The sequence below is a fragment of the Arthrobacter gengyunqii genome, assembly GCF_023022985.1.
Taxonomy (GTDB): Bacteria; Actinomycetota; Actinomycetes; order Actinomycetales; family Micrococcaceae; genus Arthrobacter_B; species Arthrobacter_B gengyunqii.
In genome coordinates, this window is sequence record NZ_CP095461.1 from 853724 (window position 1) to 871619 (window position 17896).

Sequence of the window (17896 nt, forward strand, 5' to 3'; positions counted from 1 at the left end):
TTTGGTCTTAGGCGTTCTGCGGGAAGCCGAGGTTGAGTCCGCCGTGGCTGGGGTCCAGCCAGCGGGTGGTGACCACTTTGCCACGGGTGAAGAAGTGCACGCCCTCAGTGCCGTGGGCGTGCGAGTCGCCGAAGAGCGAGTTCTTCCAGCCGCCGAAGGAGTAGTAGGCCATGGGGACGGGGATCGGCACGTTGATGCCCACCATTCCCACCTCCACTTCGTTTTCGAAGCGCCGGGCGGCGCCGCCGTCGTTGGTGAAGATGGCGGTGCCGTTGCCGTACGGGTTGGCATTGATCAGCGCCAGCGCATCGTCGTAGCTGTCCGCACGGATCACGGAAAGCACCGGACCGAAGATCTCGTCGGTGTAGATGGACATGTCCGGCGTGACGTGGTCAAACAGAGTGGGGCCGAGGAAGAAACCCTCGCCCTCGGCGTCGGGCGCCACGTCCCGGCCGTCCACCACCACGCCGGCGCCGGCGGCAGCGCCCGCATCGATGTAACCGGCAACCTTGTCGCGGTGGGCGGCGGTCACCAGCGGCCCCATGTCGGCGCCGCGCAGTCCGTCGCCGACACGCAGCGTGCGGGTGCGCTCGGCGATCTTGGCCACCAGCTCATCGGCAATCGGTTCGACGGCGACCAGCGCGGAGATCGCCATGCAGCGCTCGCCGGCGGAACCGAAGCCCGCGTTGACGGCGGCGTCCGCTGCCAGGTCCAGGTCGGCGTCGGGCAGGACAATCATGTGGTTCTTGGCGCCGCCCAGGGCCTGGACGCGCTTTCCGGCGGCCGTGGCTTCACGGTAGACGTACTGCGCAATGGGTGTGGAGCCGACAAAGGAGACGGACTTGATGTCCGGGTGGTGCAGCAGGGTGTCCACCGCTTCCTTGTCGCCGTGGACCACGTTGAAGACGCCGTCCGGCAGGCCGGCTTCCTTCCACAGTTCCGCCATCCAGTTGGCCGCCGTCGGGTCCTTTTCGCTGGGCTTGACGACGACGGTGTTGCCGGCGGCGATGGCGACCGGGAAGAACCACATCGGCACCATGGCCGGGAAGTTGAAGGGGCTGATGATCGCGGCCGGGCCCACCGGCTGGCGCAGGGAGTGCACGTCCACGTTGGTGGAGGCGTTTTCGGTGTAGCCGCCCTTGAGCAGGTGTGGAATGCCGCAGGCGAATTCCACGACCTCCTGGCCGCGGCTGATCTCGCCGAGGGCATCGTCGAGCACCTTGCCGTGCTCGGCGGTGATGATGGCTGCCAGCTCCGGTTTGCGGGCGTTGAGCAGTTCGCGGAAGGTGAAGAGGATCTGCACCCGGCGGGCCAGCGATGTGTCGCGCCAGAGCGGGAAGGCCGCGCTGGCGGCGGTGACGGCGTCGTTGACAGTCTCCGCGGAGGCCAGGGCCACCTGGGACGTGACCTTGCCGGTGGCCGGATTGGTGACATCGGAGAGCCGGGTGTCGGCGGGTGCGGTGAAGATGCCGTTAATCCAGTGCTGGGTGGTCTGCATGCCTGCTCCTGTGGATGGAACGCCTGTGGATGGAACGCTAAAACGGAAGTGGCACCATCCTGTCGCGGCGGCTCCGCAGACACCATTGGCAACCTGTCAGGAAATATGCGGCCATCTTTACGGTTTGTAAGAATCCGGGGACCGTCACGGCTTAGACTCGCCGCATGATGCTGACCGTCGCTGCCGTGCTGGACCTGGACGTGGTGCGCGCCGGCGCTCCCGAAGTGCTGGCCGGAGGGGAACTCCTGGAACGCCCGGTGCGCTGGGTGCACGTCGCGGAGTTGAGGAACCTGGCAGACCTGCTGGAGGGCGGGGAGCTGGTGCTCACCACCGGACTGGCTTTCGGGGATTCGGCCGCGGATGCGGCGGAGTATCTGGCAGGGTTGGAGGCTGCCGGAGCAGCGGCAGTGATCGTTGAGCTCTCCGGCGAGCGGGCGGCGGATGCCGCGGCCCTTGCCGCTGCCGCCGCGGTTGCACGGCTGCCGGTGATCCGGCTGCACCGGCAGATCCGTTTCGTGGAGGTCACCGAGGTGGTGCACCGGCGGATCGTGGCCGGGCAGTTTGAACAGGTGGCCAGGGCGCGGGAGGTCCACGAGGTGTTCACCATGCTGAGCCTGCAAAGCGCCGGGGTGCAGGAGATCGTGGACCGGGCATCGCAGCTTCTGGCCGCTCCGGTGGTGCTCGAAGACGGCTCACATCTGGTGGTGGCCTTTGCACCGGGACCGGTGCCTCCGCAGGATTTGCTGCGCGACTGGCAGCGCCGCTCACGCGCGGTGCACCGCTCCGACCAGGGCGGAGACCGTGCCGGCGGAGGTTCCCCGGCGACGCCGGGGGCAGAGTGGCTGCAGACGCCCGTGGGGCTGGGCAGCCAGCAGTGGGGCCGGCTGGTGATGCCCGGGCTTCCGGATTCGGTGGAAGCTGCTGCGGAAGCTTCCATGGTGCTGGAACGCGCGGGGCAGGCACTGTCCATCAACCGGCTGACCGAGCGTGACCAGGCCGGTCTGGCGCAGCAGGCCCAGGCCGGACTGATCCATGAATTGCGCTCTCCGAGGGTGCCCGAAGAAACCGAAGTCCAAACCCGGGCCCAGGCGCTGGGGCTGAAACCTTCGCCGGCCTACCTGCCGCTGGTGCTGCATCTGGACGCAGGCGCCGGGCGGGATCCGATGTCCATGCAGCGCAAGGAACGCGCCCTGCTTGAGCTGCTGGACAGCGTCCTGTCCTCCACCCGGAATTCCGCGTTGGCCGCTGCCCTGCAGACCGGCCAGGTGGCAGTGCTGCTGGCCCTGCCCGCCCGGCTCCTCGAAGACAGTGTGCTGGAACGCATCTGCGGGGTGCTGGCGGAACGATCCGCTGCAGCCGACGAACCGCTGACCTGGACGGCAGGGGCGGGACGTGCCCGCTCCGCTCTTTCGGATGCCGCTGCCGGCCTGGATGAGGCGGCGCATGTGGCCCAGACTGCTGGAACCATGTCCGGCGGCGCCCGGCGGTACTTCCGGTCCACCGACGTCCGGCTCCGCGGACTGCTGGCGCTGCTGCGCGAAGATCCCCGGGCCGCCGCGTTTGCTGACACCGAGCTGCGCGGAATCCTTGAGGAAGGCGCGGGGGAGGACCTGGCACTGCTGCAGCGTTTCCTGGAGTGCGGCGGCAACAAAACGGAGCTGGCCCGCCGCGGTTACCTGAGCCGCCCCACCCTGTACTCCCGGTTGGAGCGGCTGGAAGAGCGGCTGGGCGTATCCCTTGATGACCCCGAATCGCGGACGTCGCTGCATGTGGCAGTGCTCCTGCGGCAGCTGCGGTCCCTGTCGGCGGCGGGCTGAGGATGCGCGTGCCTTCAGGTCCGGCGGGGAGCGTCCGCGGCAGGTTCCACCGTCAGCAGGTCTCCCACCTCGCAGTTCAGCGCCCGGCACACGGCGGTGAGGGTGGAGAAGCGAATGGCGCGTGCGCGGTCATTTTTCAGTACTGACAGGTTCACCACGCTGACGCCCACCTGCCGGCTCAGCTCCGTCAGCGTCATGCCGCGCTGCTCCAGCAGTTCATCAAGCCGGCAGTGAATGCTTGCCTCATCCTCGGCCGGCATCAGATCAGCCCTTCGGTATCCCGCTGCAGACGGCGGCCGTACTGGAATGCTCCCGCCACCAAAACGAGGAGCAGGCCGGCCACAGCGGGCGCAAAGCTGAAGGTGCCCGCGAAGAGGACATACTCGTTTCCCGTGCCCTGGTCCAAGCCGATGGAGTCCGCCAGCCGGGTGCGGGCCACCGTGTCGACTGCCTGGCCGGCACTTCCAGCCAGCGCCAGAACCGTTCCGCAGAAAACAATGATCCACGCCGAGCCGGCTGTGAACAGGACGTTCCGTCGAAGCCGGAAAGCGAGCAGGAACATCAGGGCCAGCACTGCCAGCACAGCCAGAAGGTCCAACGCTTCACCCCAGGCCAGCGCGGCAGCCTCAGAACCGGGAACCCGGGGAATCACCGCCTCCACCGACGTGTAGTGCGCCTCGGCGCCGAGCGACAGATCCGTTGGGCTGAGCTGCGTGGTGATCACCGGCAGGGTCAGTGTGACGGGGCCGGTGAGGTAATCGGCAATGCGGTAAACGGCCAGGACGGTGGCGGCAGCAGCGGCGGCAACCGCCAGAATCATTGCCGCTGCCGTGTCCGTGCGGGACACGATTCGTTTGCCGCCCGCTGCGGCTCGTTGCGTGCCGGTGTCCTGTTTCATGATGGCCCCGTTATCGTTTTTCGACATTATCGGAAAACGATAACAGCAGGTTCCTTCCGGCGGAAGGGCGAGGGCCCCGGACTCAGCGTCCCGACACCAGGTCCGCAGCTTTGGCGATCGGCGACGTTGTGCTCCGTCCGCTGCGTTCCGCGCGGTCCGCCGCGTAATACGCGCGGTACATGGCGTTCACGCCCAGCCAGCGCAGCGGTTCCGGCTCCCAGCTCCGCACGCGCCGGTTGACCCACGGCATGGCCGTCAGCTCGCTGTCCGGCGCCACAATCAGGTCCCGAAGGGTGCGCCCGGCCAGGTTGGACGCCGCGACGCCGGTGCCCACATAGCCGCCGGCCCAGCCGACGCCGGTGGCAGGATCCAACCCCACCGTGGCTTTCCAGTCCCGCGGCACTCCGAGCACTCCGGCCCAGGCATGGTCGATTCGTGCCCCGGCGGCGGCCGGGAACATCTCCCGCAGCAGATCAGTAAGCCCCGTGATGGTGGCCGGCTGCGTGGCGCCGTCGGTGTCCGTCCGGGATCCGAAACGATAGGGGACGCCGCGGCCGCCCAGCGCAATCCGCCCGTCGGCAGTGCGCTGGGCGTACATGTAGGCGTGTGCCATGTCCGCCACGGTGTCCCGGCCGGCCCAGCCGATGTCTTCCCAGAACCGATCCGCCAGCGGTTCGGTGACGATCATGGAGGAGTTCATCGGCAGCCACTCGCGGCGGGATCCGGGCAGGTTGGCGGTGAACCCTTCGGTGGCGCGCAGCACATATCGGGAGTGCACGGTTCCGCGCGGGGTCACGGCTGCGGCTTTCAGTCCGGCGCCTCCCGGCCGGATTTCGGTGACCGGAGTCTGCTCATAAACCGGTACGCCCAGGGCTTCGACGGTGGCGGCCAGGCCGCGCACCAGCCGGGCAGGCTGGATCCGGGCGCAGTGCGGATGGTGCAGCCCGCCCAACGCCCCGGCAATCCGCACCCGGTCCGCGGTTTGCGCCGCATCGAGCAGCCGGGCCCCGGACTGCGGCCACTGCGCTTCCTCCTCGGCCCACGCTGTCAGCCGGCCCAGCTGCGCCGGGTTGCGCGCCACGTTCAGCTCACCGCCCTTGACGATCCCGGCGTCGATCCCTTCCGCCGCCGCCACCGCAATCACCTCGTCCACCGTGGCATTGAGCAGCTCCTGGAACCTGCCCACCGTGGCGCGGCCGTGCGACTTCACGTACTGGCCGCGCCCGCCGGTGATGGAATTGGTCAGCCAGCCGCCGTTGCGCCCGGACGCGCCAAATCCGGCAAACCGGGATTCGAGCACCATCACGGACAGATCCGGGCGTGCCTTCTTGAGGTAGTAGGCGGTCCAGAGGCCGGTGTAACCGGCTCCGACGACGGCGACATCCACCTCGGCGTCCCCGTCCAGGCCCGGGCGGGGAACCGGCAGGCCCGTTTCCGCGTACCAGAAGGACACCTGCCCGTTGACGGGTGCATGGGATGTGTCCATGTCAGAGGTGGTTCAACCCTTCCGTGAGGACGCTGCGCAGGATCGACTCCATCTGGTCGAACTCGGGCTGGCCCATGGTCAGCGGGGGCGCGAGCTGGATGACCGGATCTCCGCGGTCATCGGCGCGGCAGTACAGGCCGGCGTCGTAGAGGGCGGTGGAGATAAAGCCGCGCAGCAGCCGCTCGGACTCCTCATCGGTGAAGGTCTCTTTGGTGGCCTTGTCCTTCACCAGTTCAATGCCGTAGAAGTAGCCTTCGCCGCGCACGTCGCCCACGATGGGCAGGTCCAGCAGCTTTTCCAGTGTGGCGCGGAACGCCGGGGCGTTGGTCTTGACCCGGTCATTGAGCCCTTCCCGCTCGAAGATGTCCAGGTTGGCCATGGCGACGGCGGCGGAGACCGGATGCCCGCCAAAGGTGTAGCCGTGGTAGAACGTCGTATCGCCCCGGCTGAACGGTTTGAAGAGCCGGTCGGTAGCGATCATCGCGCCAATGGGGGCGTAGCCGCTGGTCAGGCCCTTGGCGCAGGTAATGATGTCCGGCTGGAAGCCGAAGTCGGTGCTCGCGAACATGGAACCGATCCGGCCGAAGGCACAGATGGTCTCGTCGGACACCAGCAGGACGTCGTACTGGTCGCAGATTTCCCGGACCCGCTGGAAGTAGCACGGGGGCGGCGGGAAGCAGCCGCCGGAGTTCTGCACCGGCTCCAGGAACACCGCCGCGACCGTGTCCGCGCCTTCAAATTCGATCGCTTCGCCAATCCGGTCCGCGGCCCAGCGGCCAAAGGCTTCCGGATCCTCCAGACCGGCCGGAGCGCGGTACTGGTTGGTGTTCGGCACCCGGAAGGCGCCGGGGACCAGGGGCTCGAACGGTGCCTTCATGTCCGGGATGCCGGTGATGGACAGGGCGCCCTGGGGTGTGCCGTGGTAGGCGACCGCACGGGAAATGACCTTGGTCTTGCCCGGTTTTCCGGTCAGCTTGAAATACTGTTTGGCCAGCTTCCACGCTGATTCCACGGCCTCGCCGCCGCCGGTGGTGAAGAAGACGCGGTTGAGGTCTCCGGGCGCTCCGGCCGCCAGGCGTTCGGCGAGGTCGATGGCCGGCGGATGCGCGTAGGACCACAGCGGCATGAACGCCAGCTCGCGGGACTGCTTGGCTGCGGCTTCGGCCAGTTCTTCGCGGCCGTGTCCCACCTGCACCGCAAAAAGCCCGGCCAGGCCGTCAATGAGCTCGTGTCCCCGGTCATCGTAGATCAGATGCCCGCTTCCACGGGTGATGACGGGAACCCGGCCTCCGGCCATCGGGCCCGAGTGGCGGGCCATGTGCATCCACAGGTGATCCCTGGCAGCCTGCTGCCGGTCGGTGCCTCGCGGCGTGGTGGAGGTTGATTGGACTGCTGCTTCGGTCATCGCGTGCCCCAGTTGTAGGCCTGCTTCCGCAGGGAGAGATACATGAATGTTTCGGTTCCGCTGACGCCGGGAAGGCTGCGGACCAGATTGACCAGGCTCATCAGGTCCTGGTCGCTTTCGCAAACCACTTCCGCGAAGATGTCGAACGACCCGGCGGTGATTACGCAGTAATCCACCTGGCCGATGTCGGCGATCAGGTCAGCGGCTTCCTCAACGCCGCCGCTGGTCTTAATGCCGAGCATGGCCTGCCGCGGGAACCCCAGCTGCAGCGGATCTGTCACCGCCACAATCTGCATGATGCCCGCATCGGCCAGCTTCTGGACCCGCTGCCGCACCGCAGCCTCGGATAACCCCACGGCCTTGCCGATGGCCGCGTAGGACCGCCGGCCGTCTTCCTGGAGCTGTTCGATGATGGCCTTGGAGACATCATCAATTCCCGGCGCCGCCGCAATTTCCCCAGTCATCAGTGCCTTTCTCGTTGACGGTGCTTGAGGCCGAACCGCGCCTGCTGAACATTGAAGCGGGTAAAAGCCACTGAAACAAGGTTTTTGAGTGCGGAATACTCAGATTTGTCAGCATTTACTTTCGGAAACCGTTGTGTAACAAAAGATTTACAACTAAAAACCTTGTTTGCCCCGGCGCGGCTCTGACAATATCAACGCAACATCCTCACGTCCGCAGATGTTCAGCAAGGAGCACGCCATGGCAAAGCCACCCATCACCGATCCGATGCTCAGAAGCATCGTCAACGCCCAGCTCTCCCGCCGGAGGATGCTCGTGGGCGCCGGTGGGCTGACAATGGCCTCCCTGCTCGCTGCCTGCGGAACCGGCGGCGGCACGGCCGGAAAGTCAGCGGCGGCGGCAACAGCGGCGGCCGATCTGTCCGAGTCCGAGAAAACAGTGAACTGGGCCAACTGGACCCTTTACCTGGACTATGACGACTCCACCGGCACCTACCCCTCCCTGGAAGCCTTCACCGAGGCCACGGGAATTGACGTGAACTATTCCGAGGACGTGGACGGCAATGACACGTACTTCGGGAAAATCCAGGGCCAGCTTTCGGCGGGACAGGATATCGGTGCGGACATTGTCACGGTCACCGACTGGATGACCAGCCGGCTGATCCGGCTGGGATACACCCAGGAGCTGAACCGGGACAACATTCCCAATGCCGCCAATCTCCTGGCCGGTCTGCAGGACGTGGATTTTGATCCGGGACGCCGGCATTCCCTGACCTGGCAGACGGGTTTCGCCGGCATCGCCTGGAACAAGGAGGCCTTCCCCAAGGGGCTGAAGAGTGTCTCGGACCTGTGGCAGCCCGAGCTGAAGGGACGCGTTGAGGTCCTCGATGAAATGCGGGACACCATGGGCCTGATCATGATGGAAAACGGTGTGGACGTGACCGGAAACTGGACCGCCGATGATTTCGACAACGCCCTTGATGTGCTGTCCAAGCAGATTGCCGACGGCCAGATCCGGCAGGTCAAGGGGAACTCCTACAAAGAGGACCTCATCTCCGGGGATGCACTGGCGGTCATTGGCTGGTCCGGGGATATCACGCAGCTGAATTTCGAAGAGGGCGACAAATGGGAGTTCGCCCTTCCCGAAGCCGGCGGAACGCTGTGGTCCGACAACATGTCCATTCCCATCGGCTCTCCTCACAAAGCCAATGCGGAAAAGCTGATGAACTACTATCTGGACCCGGAAAACGCGGCCACCGTGGCCGCCTACGTGAACTACATTTGCCCGGTTGAGGGTGCGCGTGAGGCCATGGAGTCGATTGACCCGGAGCTGTCCGACAATCCGCTGATCTTTCCCACCGATGAGTATCTGGCCCGGGCCCACGTGGTGCGCACCCTGAGCGCGGATGAGGAAGCCGATCTTTCGGACCGCTTCCAGACTGCGATCGGCAACTGATGGCCACCGTCGGACTGCTGCCCGAGCCGGACTCCCGCCAGGAAGCATCCGGTCAGGACCTGGTCCTGTCGCAGCTGAGTAAACGCTTCACCGACTTCACCGCCGTCGACGGACTGGACCTCGTCATTCCCTCCGGCTCCTTCTTCGCGCTGCTGGGCCCCTCCGGCTGCGGCAAGACCACCACGCTGCGGATGATCGCCGGCCTGGAACAGCCCACGTCCGGAAGCATCAGCATCGGCGGCCGGGACATCACGGCCACCACGCCCCACCGGCGGCCGGTGAACACGGTCTTCCAGAACTATGCCCTCTTCCCGCACATGAGCGTGCTGGACAACGTGGGCTTCGGACTCAAGCGGCGCAAGGTGCGCGACGCCGATGCCCAGGCCAAGGCTGCCCTTGAACTGGTGGAGCTGGGTCATCTGGGCAGCCGGCGCCCCGCGCAGCTGTCCGGCGGCCAGCAGCAGCGGGTCGCCCTGGCCCGCGCCATCGTCAACCGGCCCGCGGTCCTGCTGCTGGACGAACCGCTCGGCGCCCTGGACATGAAGCTGCGACGGCAGATGCAGACGGAGTTGAAGAAGATCCAGACGGAGGTGGGGCTGACCTTTGTGCACGTCACCCACGACCAGGAGGAAGCCATGACCATGGCGGATACCGTGGCCGTGATGAACAGCGGGCGCGTGGAGCAGATGGGTGCGCCGCAGGAACTCTACGAGCTGCCCCGCACCGCTTTTGTGGCGAACTTCCTGGGTAAATCCAATCTGATGCCGGCTGAGGTCACCGGGGAAAGCGGCGGATATCTGCAGCTGAACGCCGGCGGCCAGCACCTGCAGGTCCGGCGTGACCGGGCCACGGACCACGCCGGACGGGTGCTGATCGGCATCCGGCCGGAAAAACTGCGCATGCTGCCGGGTGCCGGAGCGCCAACAGCACCGGGGTCGCCGTCCGCCGGGGCCGCGGAAGGGACGGAAGTTGCGCTGCGCGCCGTCGTGCTTGAGGCATCCTTCTCGGGCGCCAGCACCGAGTACCTGGTGGAGGTGGAGGGGATCGGCACCATGGGCGTGTTCAGCCAGAACCGCGGAGCGGCACTGGCGGCGCCCGGCGACCGGGTGAGCCTGAGCTGGGACGCCGACCACGCCTTTGGCCTGCGCGGCGACGAGGACCGCCTGGCCGGCGCGGGCGAGGACGGACTCTGATGGCGCTGCTCACCGGCAGCAGGTCCGCCGGAACGGGGGCTGCCGGAACGAACACCGCCGGGGGAGGTGCAGCCGGCGGCGAAGAGGCAGCCGAACGGCGCCGCGGCAGGGTCGGCTACCTGCTGATCCTGCCCGGGTTCATCTTCATGCTGCTGTTTTTTGTCCTGCCGGTCTTTTCGCTTCTGGCAACCTCCCTGTACGTGAAACCCGAAGGCGCGGATGTCGGCCAGTTTGTGCCGGCCCTGGAATTCGGCAACTACGCGGTGGTGCTGCAAAACTACTGGCCCGCCGTCGTCCGGTCCTTCGGTTTTGCGCTGATCGCCACGGTCGCCGCCCTGCTCATCGGGTATCCGATGGCCTATCTGGTGGCGGTGCGGCTGAGGGAACACAAACTGCTCAAGGGCATCCTCCTGGTGCTGATCATCGCGCCGTTCTTCACCAGCTTCATCCTGCGCACCCAGGCCTGGAAACAGATCCTCGCTGATGAAGGTCCCGTGGTGGGAATCCTGCGCGCAGTCTCCCTGCTGCCCGACGACGGGCGGCTCACCGCCACGGCCTTCGCCGTGGTCTGCGGATTGACCTACAACTTCCTGCCCTTCATGGCGCTGCCCATTTACGCCTCCCTGGAACGGATGGATGTCCGGTTGATCGAAGCCGGGGGAGACCTCTACGCCAGTCCAATGGAAACGTTCCGGCGGATCACCTTTCCGCTGTCCCTGCCCGGGGTGATGGCCGGCACCCTGCTGACCTTCATCCCGGCCACCGGCGACTACATCAATGCCGCCCTGCTGGGCAACAACCAGAACACCACCATGATTGGACAGGTCATCGATTCGCGGTTCTTCCGGGTGGTCGACTATCCGGGAGCCTCGGCCCTGTCCTTCCTGCTCATGCTGGCCATCCTGTTCCTGGTCCTCCTGTACGTGCGCCGCTTCGGCACCAAAGAACTGATGTGAGGGGCTCCATGCAACAGACCATTGGACGCTGGCTGATTCCCGTCACCGCCGGCTTGGCTTTCCTGTTCCTGCTGGTGCCGATCGGCTACGTGTTTGCGTACTCCTTTAACGACGCCGGACGCACCAACCTCACCTGGCGCGGCTTTACCCTCGCCAATTGGCAGAACCCCTGCGGGGCGCCGGAAGTGTGCGCATCACTGGCCAACAGCCTGCAGATCGGAGCCGTCTCCACGGTCCTGGCCACGGCACTCGGGACGGCTATCGCCGTCGGGCTGGTGCGTTACCGCTTCCGGTTCAGCGCAACGGCCAACATGCTGATTTTCCTGCCGCTGGCCACTCCCGAGGTGGTGCTGGGTGCTTCGCTGCTGGCCCAGTTCCTGAACGTCGGCGCGGAGCTGGGCAAGGGCACGCTGATCATTGCGCACACCATGTTCTGCATCTCGTTTGTGGTGGTCACCGTGAAGGCAAGGGTGGCCAGCCTGGACCCCAAGCTGGAGGAGGCCGCAGCGGACCTTTATGCCTCGCCCCTGCAGGCCTTCTGGCGGGTCACCTTTCCGCTGCTGCTGCCAGGCATCATGGCCGCCGCACTGCTCGCCTTCGCCATGAGCTTTGATGATTTCATCATCACGAATTTCAATTCAGGAAGCGTGGACACTTTTCCGAAGTTCATTTACGTGGCGGCCACCCGGGGAATTCCCGCGCAGGCCAATGTCATCGGATCGGCAATGTTCATTGTTTCGCTGCTGGTTGTTGTTGGCGGCCAACTGATTTCCCATCGCAGGGCCAAGGCACTGGCTGCCCGTTAAAGCGGTCAGCGTCTGCGGCGGATGCGAATCGGTCCGCGGACAGAGGACAGGTCCACGACTTCGCCGCGTTGGGTGATGTCGACGTCGCCGCTCGCCACCAGCCGGCCCGCAGCCCCGCGGGCCTCGTCCATCAGCGGACGCCAATTGTCCGGGGCCACCGCCCGGGCGGCATCCGAGGGACAGATAGTGGCGGTGTCCGCCCGGGCGGCGAGCAAACCCAGGATGGCAGCCTCAAGGCGCGGGCCGACGTCGTCCTGCCGTGTGTCAGTGTTTCCTGCCGCAACAGTTTCGCTGTTGTCCATGCACGCCATTGTGCCGCGGAAGGGCAGCCGCCGGAACCGGAACAGGGGTAATGCCGGTGCGGGCTGCCGGTTGCTGTGCCAGTGTGGCCATGCCGGGGTGCGACGGACCACACTTAAAGACGGAGTCGGGCGGAACCGACGCGAGAGGACTGTCATGGCTGATCCGGTGTCACCGCAGGGCGCGGAGAATGAGTTGCTGATGGTGCGGGATTTCCCGGTCCCGCAGCAGGACGTTTACGAGGCCTGGTCCGATCTGGCGCACGCCACGGACTGGTGGGGGCCCGAGGGGTTTATTGTCCCGCCGGAGCGGGTGCACATCGAGAACCGCGTGGGCGGAACCTATCGGGCGTGCATGGTCAACACCCTGACCGGCGATGAGTTGTGGTGGGGCGGGACCCTGACGGACCTCGAGCCGCCGGACCGGCTGGTGATGACCCAGGAGTGGCAGTCTCCGGACGGAACGCCGTCGAGCCCCGAAACCCGGATTTCCGTGGACCTGGCCCCGCATGACGGTGGAACGCGGATGACGTTCCGTCAGGGACCCTTCACGGACCGCCGTGATCTCGACGGACACCAGAGCGGGTGGAACTCTTCCTTTGACCGGCTTTCCCGGTATCTGGTCCGCCACCGCGGCGGCAGGTGAACGGCGGCTGGGGGAGCGTGAAATAAGAGCGCGCCCTCCGCTGTTGCACCCTGTGTGCCCGGGCAAACAGCCGGCGGGGCGCAACGTGCAACGAAAGGCCGAAAACCCACATGACTGTTCCGCTGTCGATCCTCGATCTGGCCATCATTGACGAGGGCGAGACCGCGCGCGACTCCTTCGCTTCCAGCCTCGCCCTGGCGCAGCAGGCCGAGAAGCTGGGCTACCGGCGCATCTGGTATGCCGAGCACCACAACATGCCCACTATCGCGTCCTCGGCCACCAGCGTGCTGGTGGGCTACATCGCCGCGAACACCGAAAGCATCCGGCTGGGCGCCGGCGGGGTAATGCTGCCCAACCACGCACCGCTGACCATTGCCGAGCAGTTCGGCACCCTGGAAACACTCTTCCCGGGCCGGATTGACCTCGGCCTGGGCCGAGCCCCCGGCAGCGACCAGAAGACGATGCGTGCACTGCGCCGCGATCCCACGTCCTCCGACAGTTTCCCGCAGGACGTGCAGGAACTGCAGGGCTACCTCACCGGAAACACCCTCATCCCCGGCATCGACGCCACCCCCGGCAAGGGCACCAATGTGCCGCTGTACATCCTGGGATCGTCCCTGTTCGGCGCCAAACTGGCTGCAGCCCTCGGTCTGCCCTACTCCTTCGCCTCGCACTTCGCGCCGCAGGCACTGCAGGACGCCGTGGCGATCTACCGCCGCGACTTCCGGCCCTCTGCCCAGCTGGCCGAGCCGTATGTCATTGCCGGCGTGAACGTCATTGCCGCGGACACCTCCGAAGACGCGCAGCAGATGTTCGAGGATGGCCAGCGCCGCCGCGTCACCCAGCTCTTTGGCCGGGACCGGACCTTTACCCCCGAAGAGGCGGATCTGATCCTGGAATCCCCGGGCGGGCAGCAGGTCAAGCAGATGGGCCGCTATTCAGCGGTGGGCACGCCTGTCGAGGTCCGCGATTACCTGGACTGGTTCAGCACCCACGCCGATGCCGACGAGCTGATCATCGCCACCCAGACGCCCACCCTCGAGTCACGGCTGCATTCCTTTGAGCTGCTGGCCGGCGTGACGGAGCTTGCCGGAGCGTAGCCTCCTCGATACGGCCGCCCTCCGGGCTGTGCTAGAAACGAAGAATGATTGAAAACCCGCAGGTAATCCACTGTCCCGTCGGCATGCGCTGGGGGGACATGGATGCCTACGGGCATGTGAACAACGTGGAAATCCTGCGGATCCTGGAAGAAGCACGGATCCACGCCTTCGGCCCGCCCGGCGGAACCGGCGGGCCGGGGCGGGAACCCGTCGTCGCGCTCTTCAACAACGTGCCGGCAGGCACCCAGGCACTGGTTGCAGAGCACCGGGTGAAGTACCTGTCGCCGCTGACCTACCGCAATATTCCTGCCGACATTGCTGTGTGGATCAGCGCGCTCAAGGCTGCGAGCCTGACCATTGCCTACGTCATCCGGGACCCGGTCACCTCGGTGGCCTGCGCCAAGGCCGAAACCACACTGGCCTTTGTCGACGGCGGTACCGGACGGCTGATGCGGATCGCACCGGAGCAAAAAGAGCTCATCCTCCCTTACCTGGGTGCATCCGTCTTCCCTTAGCCCGGGATCCTCCCGCCCGCCTGCCTGTCGGAACCTGCGGTCCCCGGCTAGCCTTTTCATATCGGCCCAGGCGGCTGCCGGCGCCACCCTCAGCTATTCAGCCCCGTTGTCCCTTCATCTCCGAGGCATCTGACGGGCCGGAACCGGACGATCGGTCCCGGCCCTGCCCTGCTAAGGAGAATGACCGTGTGGTCCCACAATCTCGGAATTTCGCCCTTTGAAGCCCTCGTGGTAATCCTGTCTGCGATTGGCATCTACGCCGCCTTTTTCCTCCTCATCCGGACAGCGGGGCAGCGTGCCCTGGCCAGCTGGTCAACGCTGGACAAAGCCATTGTCATTGCCTTTGGCTCCGTGCTGGGACGAGTCGTGCTGGGCTATACCCCCACACTGGCCGCCGGCGTCATTGCACTGGCCACCATGCTGGCCCTTTTCCGCTTGGAAGCCGTCCTGCGTCGGACCAAGCAGGGTTCCTATTTATCCAGCAAGCCCATCCTGCTCATGGTGGGTGAGGAACCCCTGGAGTCCGGGTTGCGTGCCGCCAGGATTGTGGAAGACGAGTTGTATTTCAAACTGCGCCAGGCCGGTATCAGGAACTTTGCCGAAGTGGCGCTTGTCGTCCTGGAACCCACGGGCGATGTCTCCGTACTGCGTCGAGGCGAGCTCATTGAACCGCGGTTGCTGCGCCGGATCACGGATCGGAGCAGTATTCCCGCTGAGTTCCTGCTCCCAAGTTGAGTTGGGGAGGGGTTGGGGAGGGGTGCGCAAAAGGTGCGGAATGAGGCCGGTTACCGCTTTGGTGGAAAGTGGTGTAGAGTCTTACTCAGTTGTTGGTTGTTGCGCATTTTGTATTTCAAGTGGCGAAACCCAAACGGGCTAGCCGCTTTTCTGTAAAAGCGGTAAATGAACACCGCGACTGAAGCTACCCGAAAGTCGGGATCTGCTTCACTCCAGAAGGAATATTAAAATGGCTACAGGTACAGTAAAATGGTTTAACTCCGAAAAGGGCTTCGGCTTCATCGAGCCCGATGACGGCAGCGCCGACGTGTTCGCTCACTACTCCGCTATCAACTCCAATGGTTACAAGTCCCTGGACGAGAACCAGAAGGTTAGCTTTGATACCGAGCAGGGCCCCAAGGGTCCCCAGGCTACGAACATCCAGGCGCTCTAATTTAGAGACTTCGGTTCAGTACTTGTACTGAATTGCCTTACAAAAGCAGGACGGGTTTCCCGTCCTGCTTTTGTGTTTAACCACCGCTTCCCACAGGGGACGCAGTATTCCGCGGCGGCGGACGCCGAACGCCCGCCGCCCTGTCTGCGGTCCGCTAATCCCGTGCGCGCAGGGCACTTTCGCGCAGATACTGTTCCACGCGCGTGTAGGCGTCGCGTGTGAGGGCCTTCCACAGCTCAACTGCCAAGCGGGGATTCTCTTCTTCAAGGGAGTCCATGGCGTCGGCGGTGAGGACCTTTAGCCGAACCGGCCCGGATGCCTTCACCGTTGTTTCCTGGCGTTTGTCGGTGCCAAGTGCCATCTCACCGAAGGTCATGCCCGGACCCAGAGTTGTGAGCTTGATCCGGGAACCGTCCGGCGCCGGCATGGACGTGGCGATCATTCCCGAAACAATGAAGAACACGCCGCCGAACCGCTGCCCCACGCGGCGGACCACATCGCCGTCGTCGTAGACACGTTCTTCCATGAGGTCCTGGACCTTTTGGGCGTCCTCGGGGTCCAGCTGGTTCAGGGCCGGCGATTCCACCGGTTCCATGACATCCGGAAGCACCAGTTCGCTGCCGTAGGACGCTATGAGCTGTGTCTCGCAGTATTCGACGGCGGCGTTGCGGGTGGGGAAGGACGGGACTTCCCGGCCGCGTGCGGCCAGGTCATTGGTGACTGTTCCTTCACCGTCCACCAACACCAGTCCCAGGCGGTTCATTGCCAGCATCTCGGCGGACTCGGCGAAGAGACGAAGAGCCACTTCGGAGACTTCATCCACGCTCCTGAGATCCAGGACCACCATGTCGACGTCGTCGTCCAGGTTGGATAGCGCCCGCACCACAGACTCGGCGCCGGCAAAGAGCAGATCCCCGTTGAGTTCCAGGACCTGGGCGCGGTGGCCGTGGCTGCGCAGCACCTCAACGGCCTCGTCGGTGCGCCGGATGCCGGACGGTGCGGCAGTGATGTCATAGACGTTGCGAATCGCCGAGCGTCCGGTGCGTGCAGCACGGACAAAGTGCAGCTGCATGTCGTGGGAGATGCGCTGGCTGGTGGCAACGCCGCGGACACTGGAGCCGTGCTCGTCCAGCGGAGGGGAGTAGACGGCCAGGCCAACCTGTCCGGGCAGGACGGCAATGGTGCCGCCGCCCACCCCGGACTTGGCCGGCATGCCCACACTGGAGAGCCAGGCTCCGGCGTCGTCGTACATCCCGCAGGTAGCCATGACGGAAAGCACCCGTTCCACGGATTCGATATCCAGCACCTGGTCGCCGGAGAGGGGGTTGCGGCCGCTGTTGGCCAGTGTGGCGGCCATCATCGCGAGGTCCAGTGCATTGACCATCACCGAGCACTGGCGGAAATAATCCTTGATGACCGGCGCCGGGTCGGACTCGATGATGTCAAAGGAACGCAGCAGGTAGGCAAGGGCGTGATTGCGGTGGCCGGACTTCAGCTCCGACCGGTAGATCCGCTCGCTCACGGACAGCTGGCGGCCGGCGAACGCCGAGTAGGTGTTAAGGATGCGCTTGAACCGGGTGCTGCCTCCGGAGCTGCGGACCAGCGAGGTGGCAGTCAGCGCGCCGGCATTGATCATGGCATTGGCCGGCCGCCCGGTGCCTTCTGCAAGGGAGATCTCGTTGAAGGAATCCCCGGAAGGTTCAACGTCCACCTTGGCGTCCACCGCTTCCATGCCCCTGTCGGCCAGGGCGAGCCCATAGGTGAAGGGCTTGGAGATGGACTGGATGCTGAATTCCTCCCGGGTGTCACCCACCTCGTAGACGTATCCGTCGGCCGTGGCCAGTGCAATGCCGAAGTTGTTGGGATCCACGTTCGCCATGGCGGGGATGCTGCTGTAGGGCTTGCCGTCCTTCAGCTCCGCTATTTCGGCGTGGATTCTCCGCAGGTATGACTCGATGGGGGAGGAGCTGGGGTAAGAGCCTGGAATGTGCGGGGAAGACGGGGCCGAAGCCGCAGTCGGGGAGGAAGAGGAACGCATATCTCCAGCCTAACGAGTAGTGCGCGAAGGGGGTGACGCGCCAGAGGCCTCTGTGTATACTAATTTCAGTTGCAGTGTTGCGCATGTTGAAGTCCAAGCGGCGAAACCCACATCAAGGGCCAGCCGCTTTTTCTGTAAGATGCCGCGTACGGCA

General features: G+C 65.3%; 18 protein-coding genes. 10 read left to right on the forward strand and 8 right to left on the reverse strand.

Translation table 11 applies throughout. The annotated features are described in order from the left end of the window. Positions 1-7: 7 nt before the first annotated feature. Complete coding sequence (locus tag MUG94_RS03885; RefSeq protein ID WP_227908486.1) at positions 8-1498, reverse strand: CoA-acylating methylmalonate-semialdehyde dehydrogenase; 1491 nt, start codon at positions 1496-1498, stop codon at positions 8-10. A 164-nt stretch (positions 1499-1662) separates the two neighbouring features. On the opposite strand from MUG94_RS03885, the gene MUG94_RS03890 reads away from it, so the two are divergent. Then, positions 1663-3315 carry a PucR family transcriptional regulator gene (locus MUG94_RS03890; protein WP_227908487.1) on the forward strand — a complete coding sequence of 551 codons (1653 nt, stop codon included), beginning with the start codon at positions 1663-1665 and terminating at the stop codon, positions 3313-3315. Positions 3316-3329: 14 nt separating this feature from the next. On the opposite strand, the gene MUG94_RS03895 is transcribed toward MUG94_RS03890, so the two are convergent. The 5 genes from MUG94_RS03895 to MUG94_RS03915 are packed head-to-tail and all read right to left on the reverse strand — an operon-like array spanning position 3330 to position 7568. Further along, the gene (locus MUG94_RS03895; RefSeq protein WP_227908488.1) at positions 3330-3575 is read right to left on the reverse strand and encodes a helix-turn-helix domain-containing protein; all 246 of its coding nucleotides are present in this window, start codon (positions 3573-3575) and stop codon (positions 3330-3332) included. Next, positions 3575-4240, reverse strand: coding sequence for a hypothetical protein (locus MUG94_RS03900; RefSeq protein WP_227908489.1), 666 nt, complete (start codon positions 4238-4240; stop codon positions 3575-3577). The genes MUG94_RS03895 and MUG94_RS03900 overlap by 1 nt, the downstream gene beginning before the upstream one ends. 55 nt (positions 4241-4295) lie before the next feature. Continuing rightward, positions 4296-5699, reverse strand: a complete 1404-nt coding sequence (locus MUG94_RS03905) for an NAD(P)/FAD-dependent oxidoreductase (RefSeq protein WP_227908490.1) — start codon at positions 5697-5699, stop codon at positions 4296-4298. 1 nt (position 5700) lies between these two features. Further along, on the reverse strand, positions 5701-7104 hold the full coding sequence (locus MUG94_RS03910; RefSeq protein WP_227908491.1) for an aspartate aminotransferase family protein: 1404 nt from the start codon (positions 7102-7104) through the stop codon (positions 5701-5703). Then, positions 7101-7568, reverse strand: coding sequence for an Lrp/AsnC family transcriptional regulator (locus MUG94_RS03915; protein ID WP_227908492.1), 468 nt, complete (start codon positions 7566-7568; stop codon positions 7101-7103). The genes MUG94_RS03910 and MUG94_RS03915 overlap by 4 nt, the downstream gene beginning before the upstream one ends. A 238-nt stretch (positions 7569-7806) precedes the next feature. Between MUG94_RS03915 and MUG94_RS03920 the strand changes: the two genes are divergently transcribed. From MUG94_RS03920 to MUG94_RS03935, 4 genes are read left to right on the forward strand one after another with little or no spacing between them, the layout of a single operon-like run. After that, positions 7807-9021 (forward strand): ABC transporter substrate-binding protein, encoded by a 1215-nt coding sequence (locus MUG94_RS03920; RefSeq protein WP_227908493.1) that lies wholly within the window; start codon positions 7807-7809, stop codon positions 9019-9021. Next, the gene (locus MUG94_RS03925) at positions 9021-10214 is read left to right on the forward strand and encodes an ABC transporter ATP-binding protein (protein WP_227908494.1); all 1194 of its coding nucleotides are present in this window, start codon (positions 9021-9023) and stop codon (positions 10212-10214) included. Before MUG94_RS03920 ends, MUG94_RS03925 begins: the two co-directional genes overlap by 1 nt. Next, positions 10214-11170, forward strand: coding sequence for an ABC transporter permease (locus MUG94_RS03930; RefSeq protein WP_227908495.1), 957 nt, complete (start codon positions 10214-10216; stop codon positions 11168-11170). Before MUG94_RS03925 ends, MUG94_RS03930 begins: the two co-directional genes overlap by 1 nt. 8 nt (positions 11171-11178) lie before the next feature. Then, positions 11179-11976, forward strand: coding sequence for an ABC transporter permease (locus MUG94_RS03935; RefSeq protein WP_227891581.1), 798 nt, complete (start codon positions 11179-11181; stop codon positions 11974-11976). Positions 11977-11981: 5 nt separating this feature from the next. Here MUG94_RS03935 and MUG94_RS03940 read toward each other — a convergent pair whose 3' ends face one another. Continuing rightward, the gene (locus MUG94_RS03940; RefSeq protein WP_227908496.1) at positions 11982-12278 is read right to left on the reverse strand and encodes a DUF3253 domain-containing protein; all 297 of its coding nucleotides are present in this window, start codon (positions 12276-12278) and stop codon (positions 11982-11984) included. Positions 12279-12432: 154 nt separating this feature from the next. Between MUG94_RS03940 and MUG94_RS03945 the strand changes: the two genes are divergently transcribed. The 5 genes from MUG94_RS03945 (at position 12433) to MUG94_RS03965 (ending at position 15704) form a co-directional block, all read left to right on the forward strand. Next, a complete protein-coding gene (locus tag MUG94_RS03945; RefSeq protein ID WP_227908497.1) occupies positions 12433-12921 on the forward strand; it encodes an SRPBCC family protein in 489 nt (162 codons plus the stop codon). A 110-nt stretch (positions 12922-13031) separates the two neighbouring features. Next, a complete protein-coding gene (locus MUG94_RS03950) occupies positions 13032-14021 on the forward strand; it encodes an LLM class flavin-dependent oxidoreductase (protein WP_227908498.1) in 990 nt (329 codons plus the stop codon). A gap of 44 nt (positions 14022-14065) precedes the next feature. Beyond that, positions 14066-14536 (forward strand): acyl-CoA thioesterase, encoded by a 471-nt coding sequence (locus tag MUG94_RS03955; protein WP_227908499.1) that lies wholly within the window; start codon positions 14066-14068, stop codon positions 14534-14536. Between the two features lie 186 nt (positions 14537-14722). Further along, a complete protein-coding gene (locus MUG94_RS03960) occupies positions 14723-15271 on the forward strand; it encodes a DUF421 domain-containing protein (protein WP_227908500.1) in 549 nt (182 codons plus the stop codon). 229 nt (positions 15272-15500) lie between these two features. Then, positions 15501-15704 (forward strand): cold-shock protein, encoded by a 204-nt coding sequence (locus MUG94_RS03965; protein ID WP_104055090.1) that lies wholly within the window; start codon positions 15501-15503, stop codon positions 15702-15704. A 154-nt stretch (positions 15705-15858) separates the two neighbouring features. Here MUG94_RS03965 and glsA read toward each other — a convergent pair whose 3' ends face one another. Further along, positions 15859-17742, reverse strand: a complete 1884-nt coding sequence (glsA, locus tag MUG94_RS03970) for a glutaminase A (RefSeq protein ID WP_227908501.1) — start codon at positions 17740-17742, stop codon at positions 15859-15861. Positions 17743-17896 lie beyond the last annotated feature (154 nt).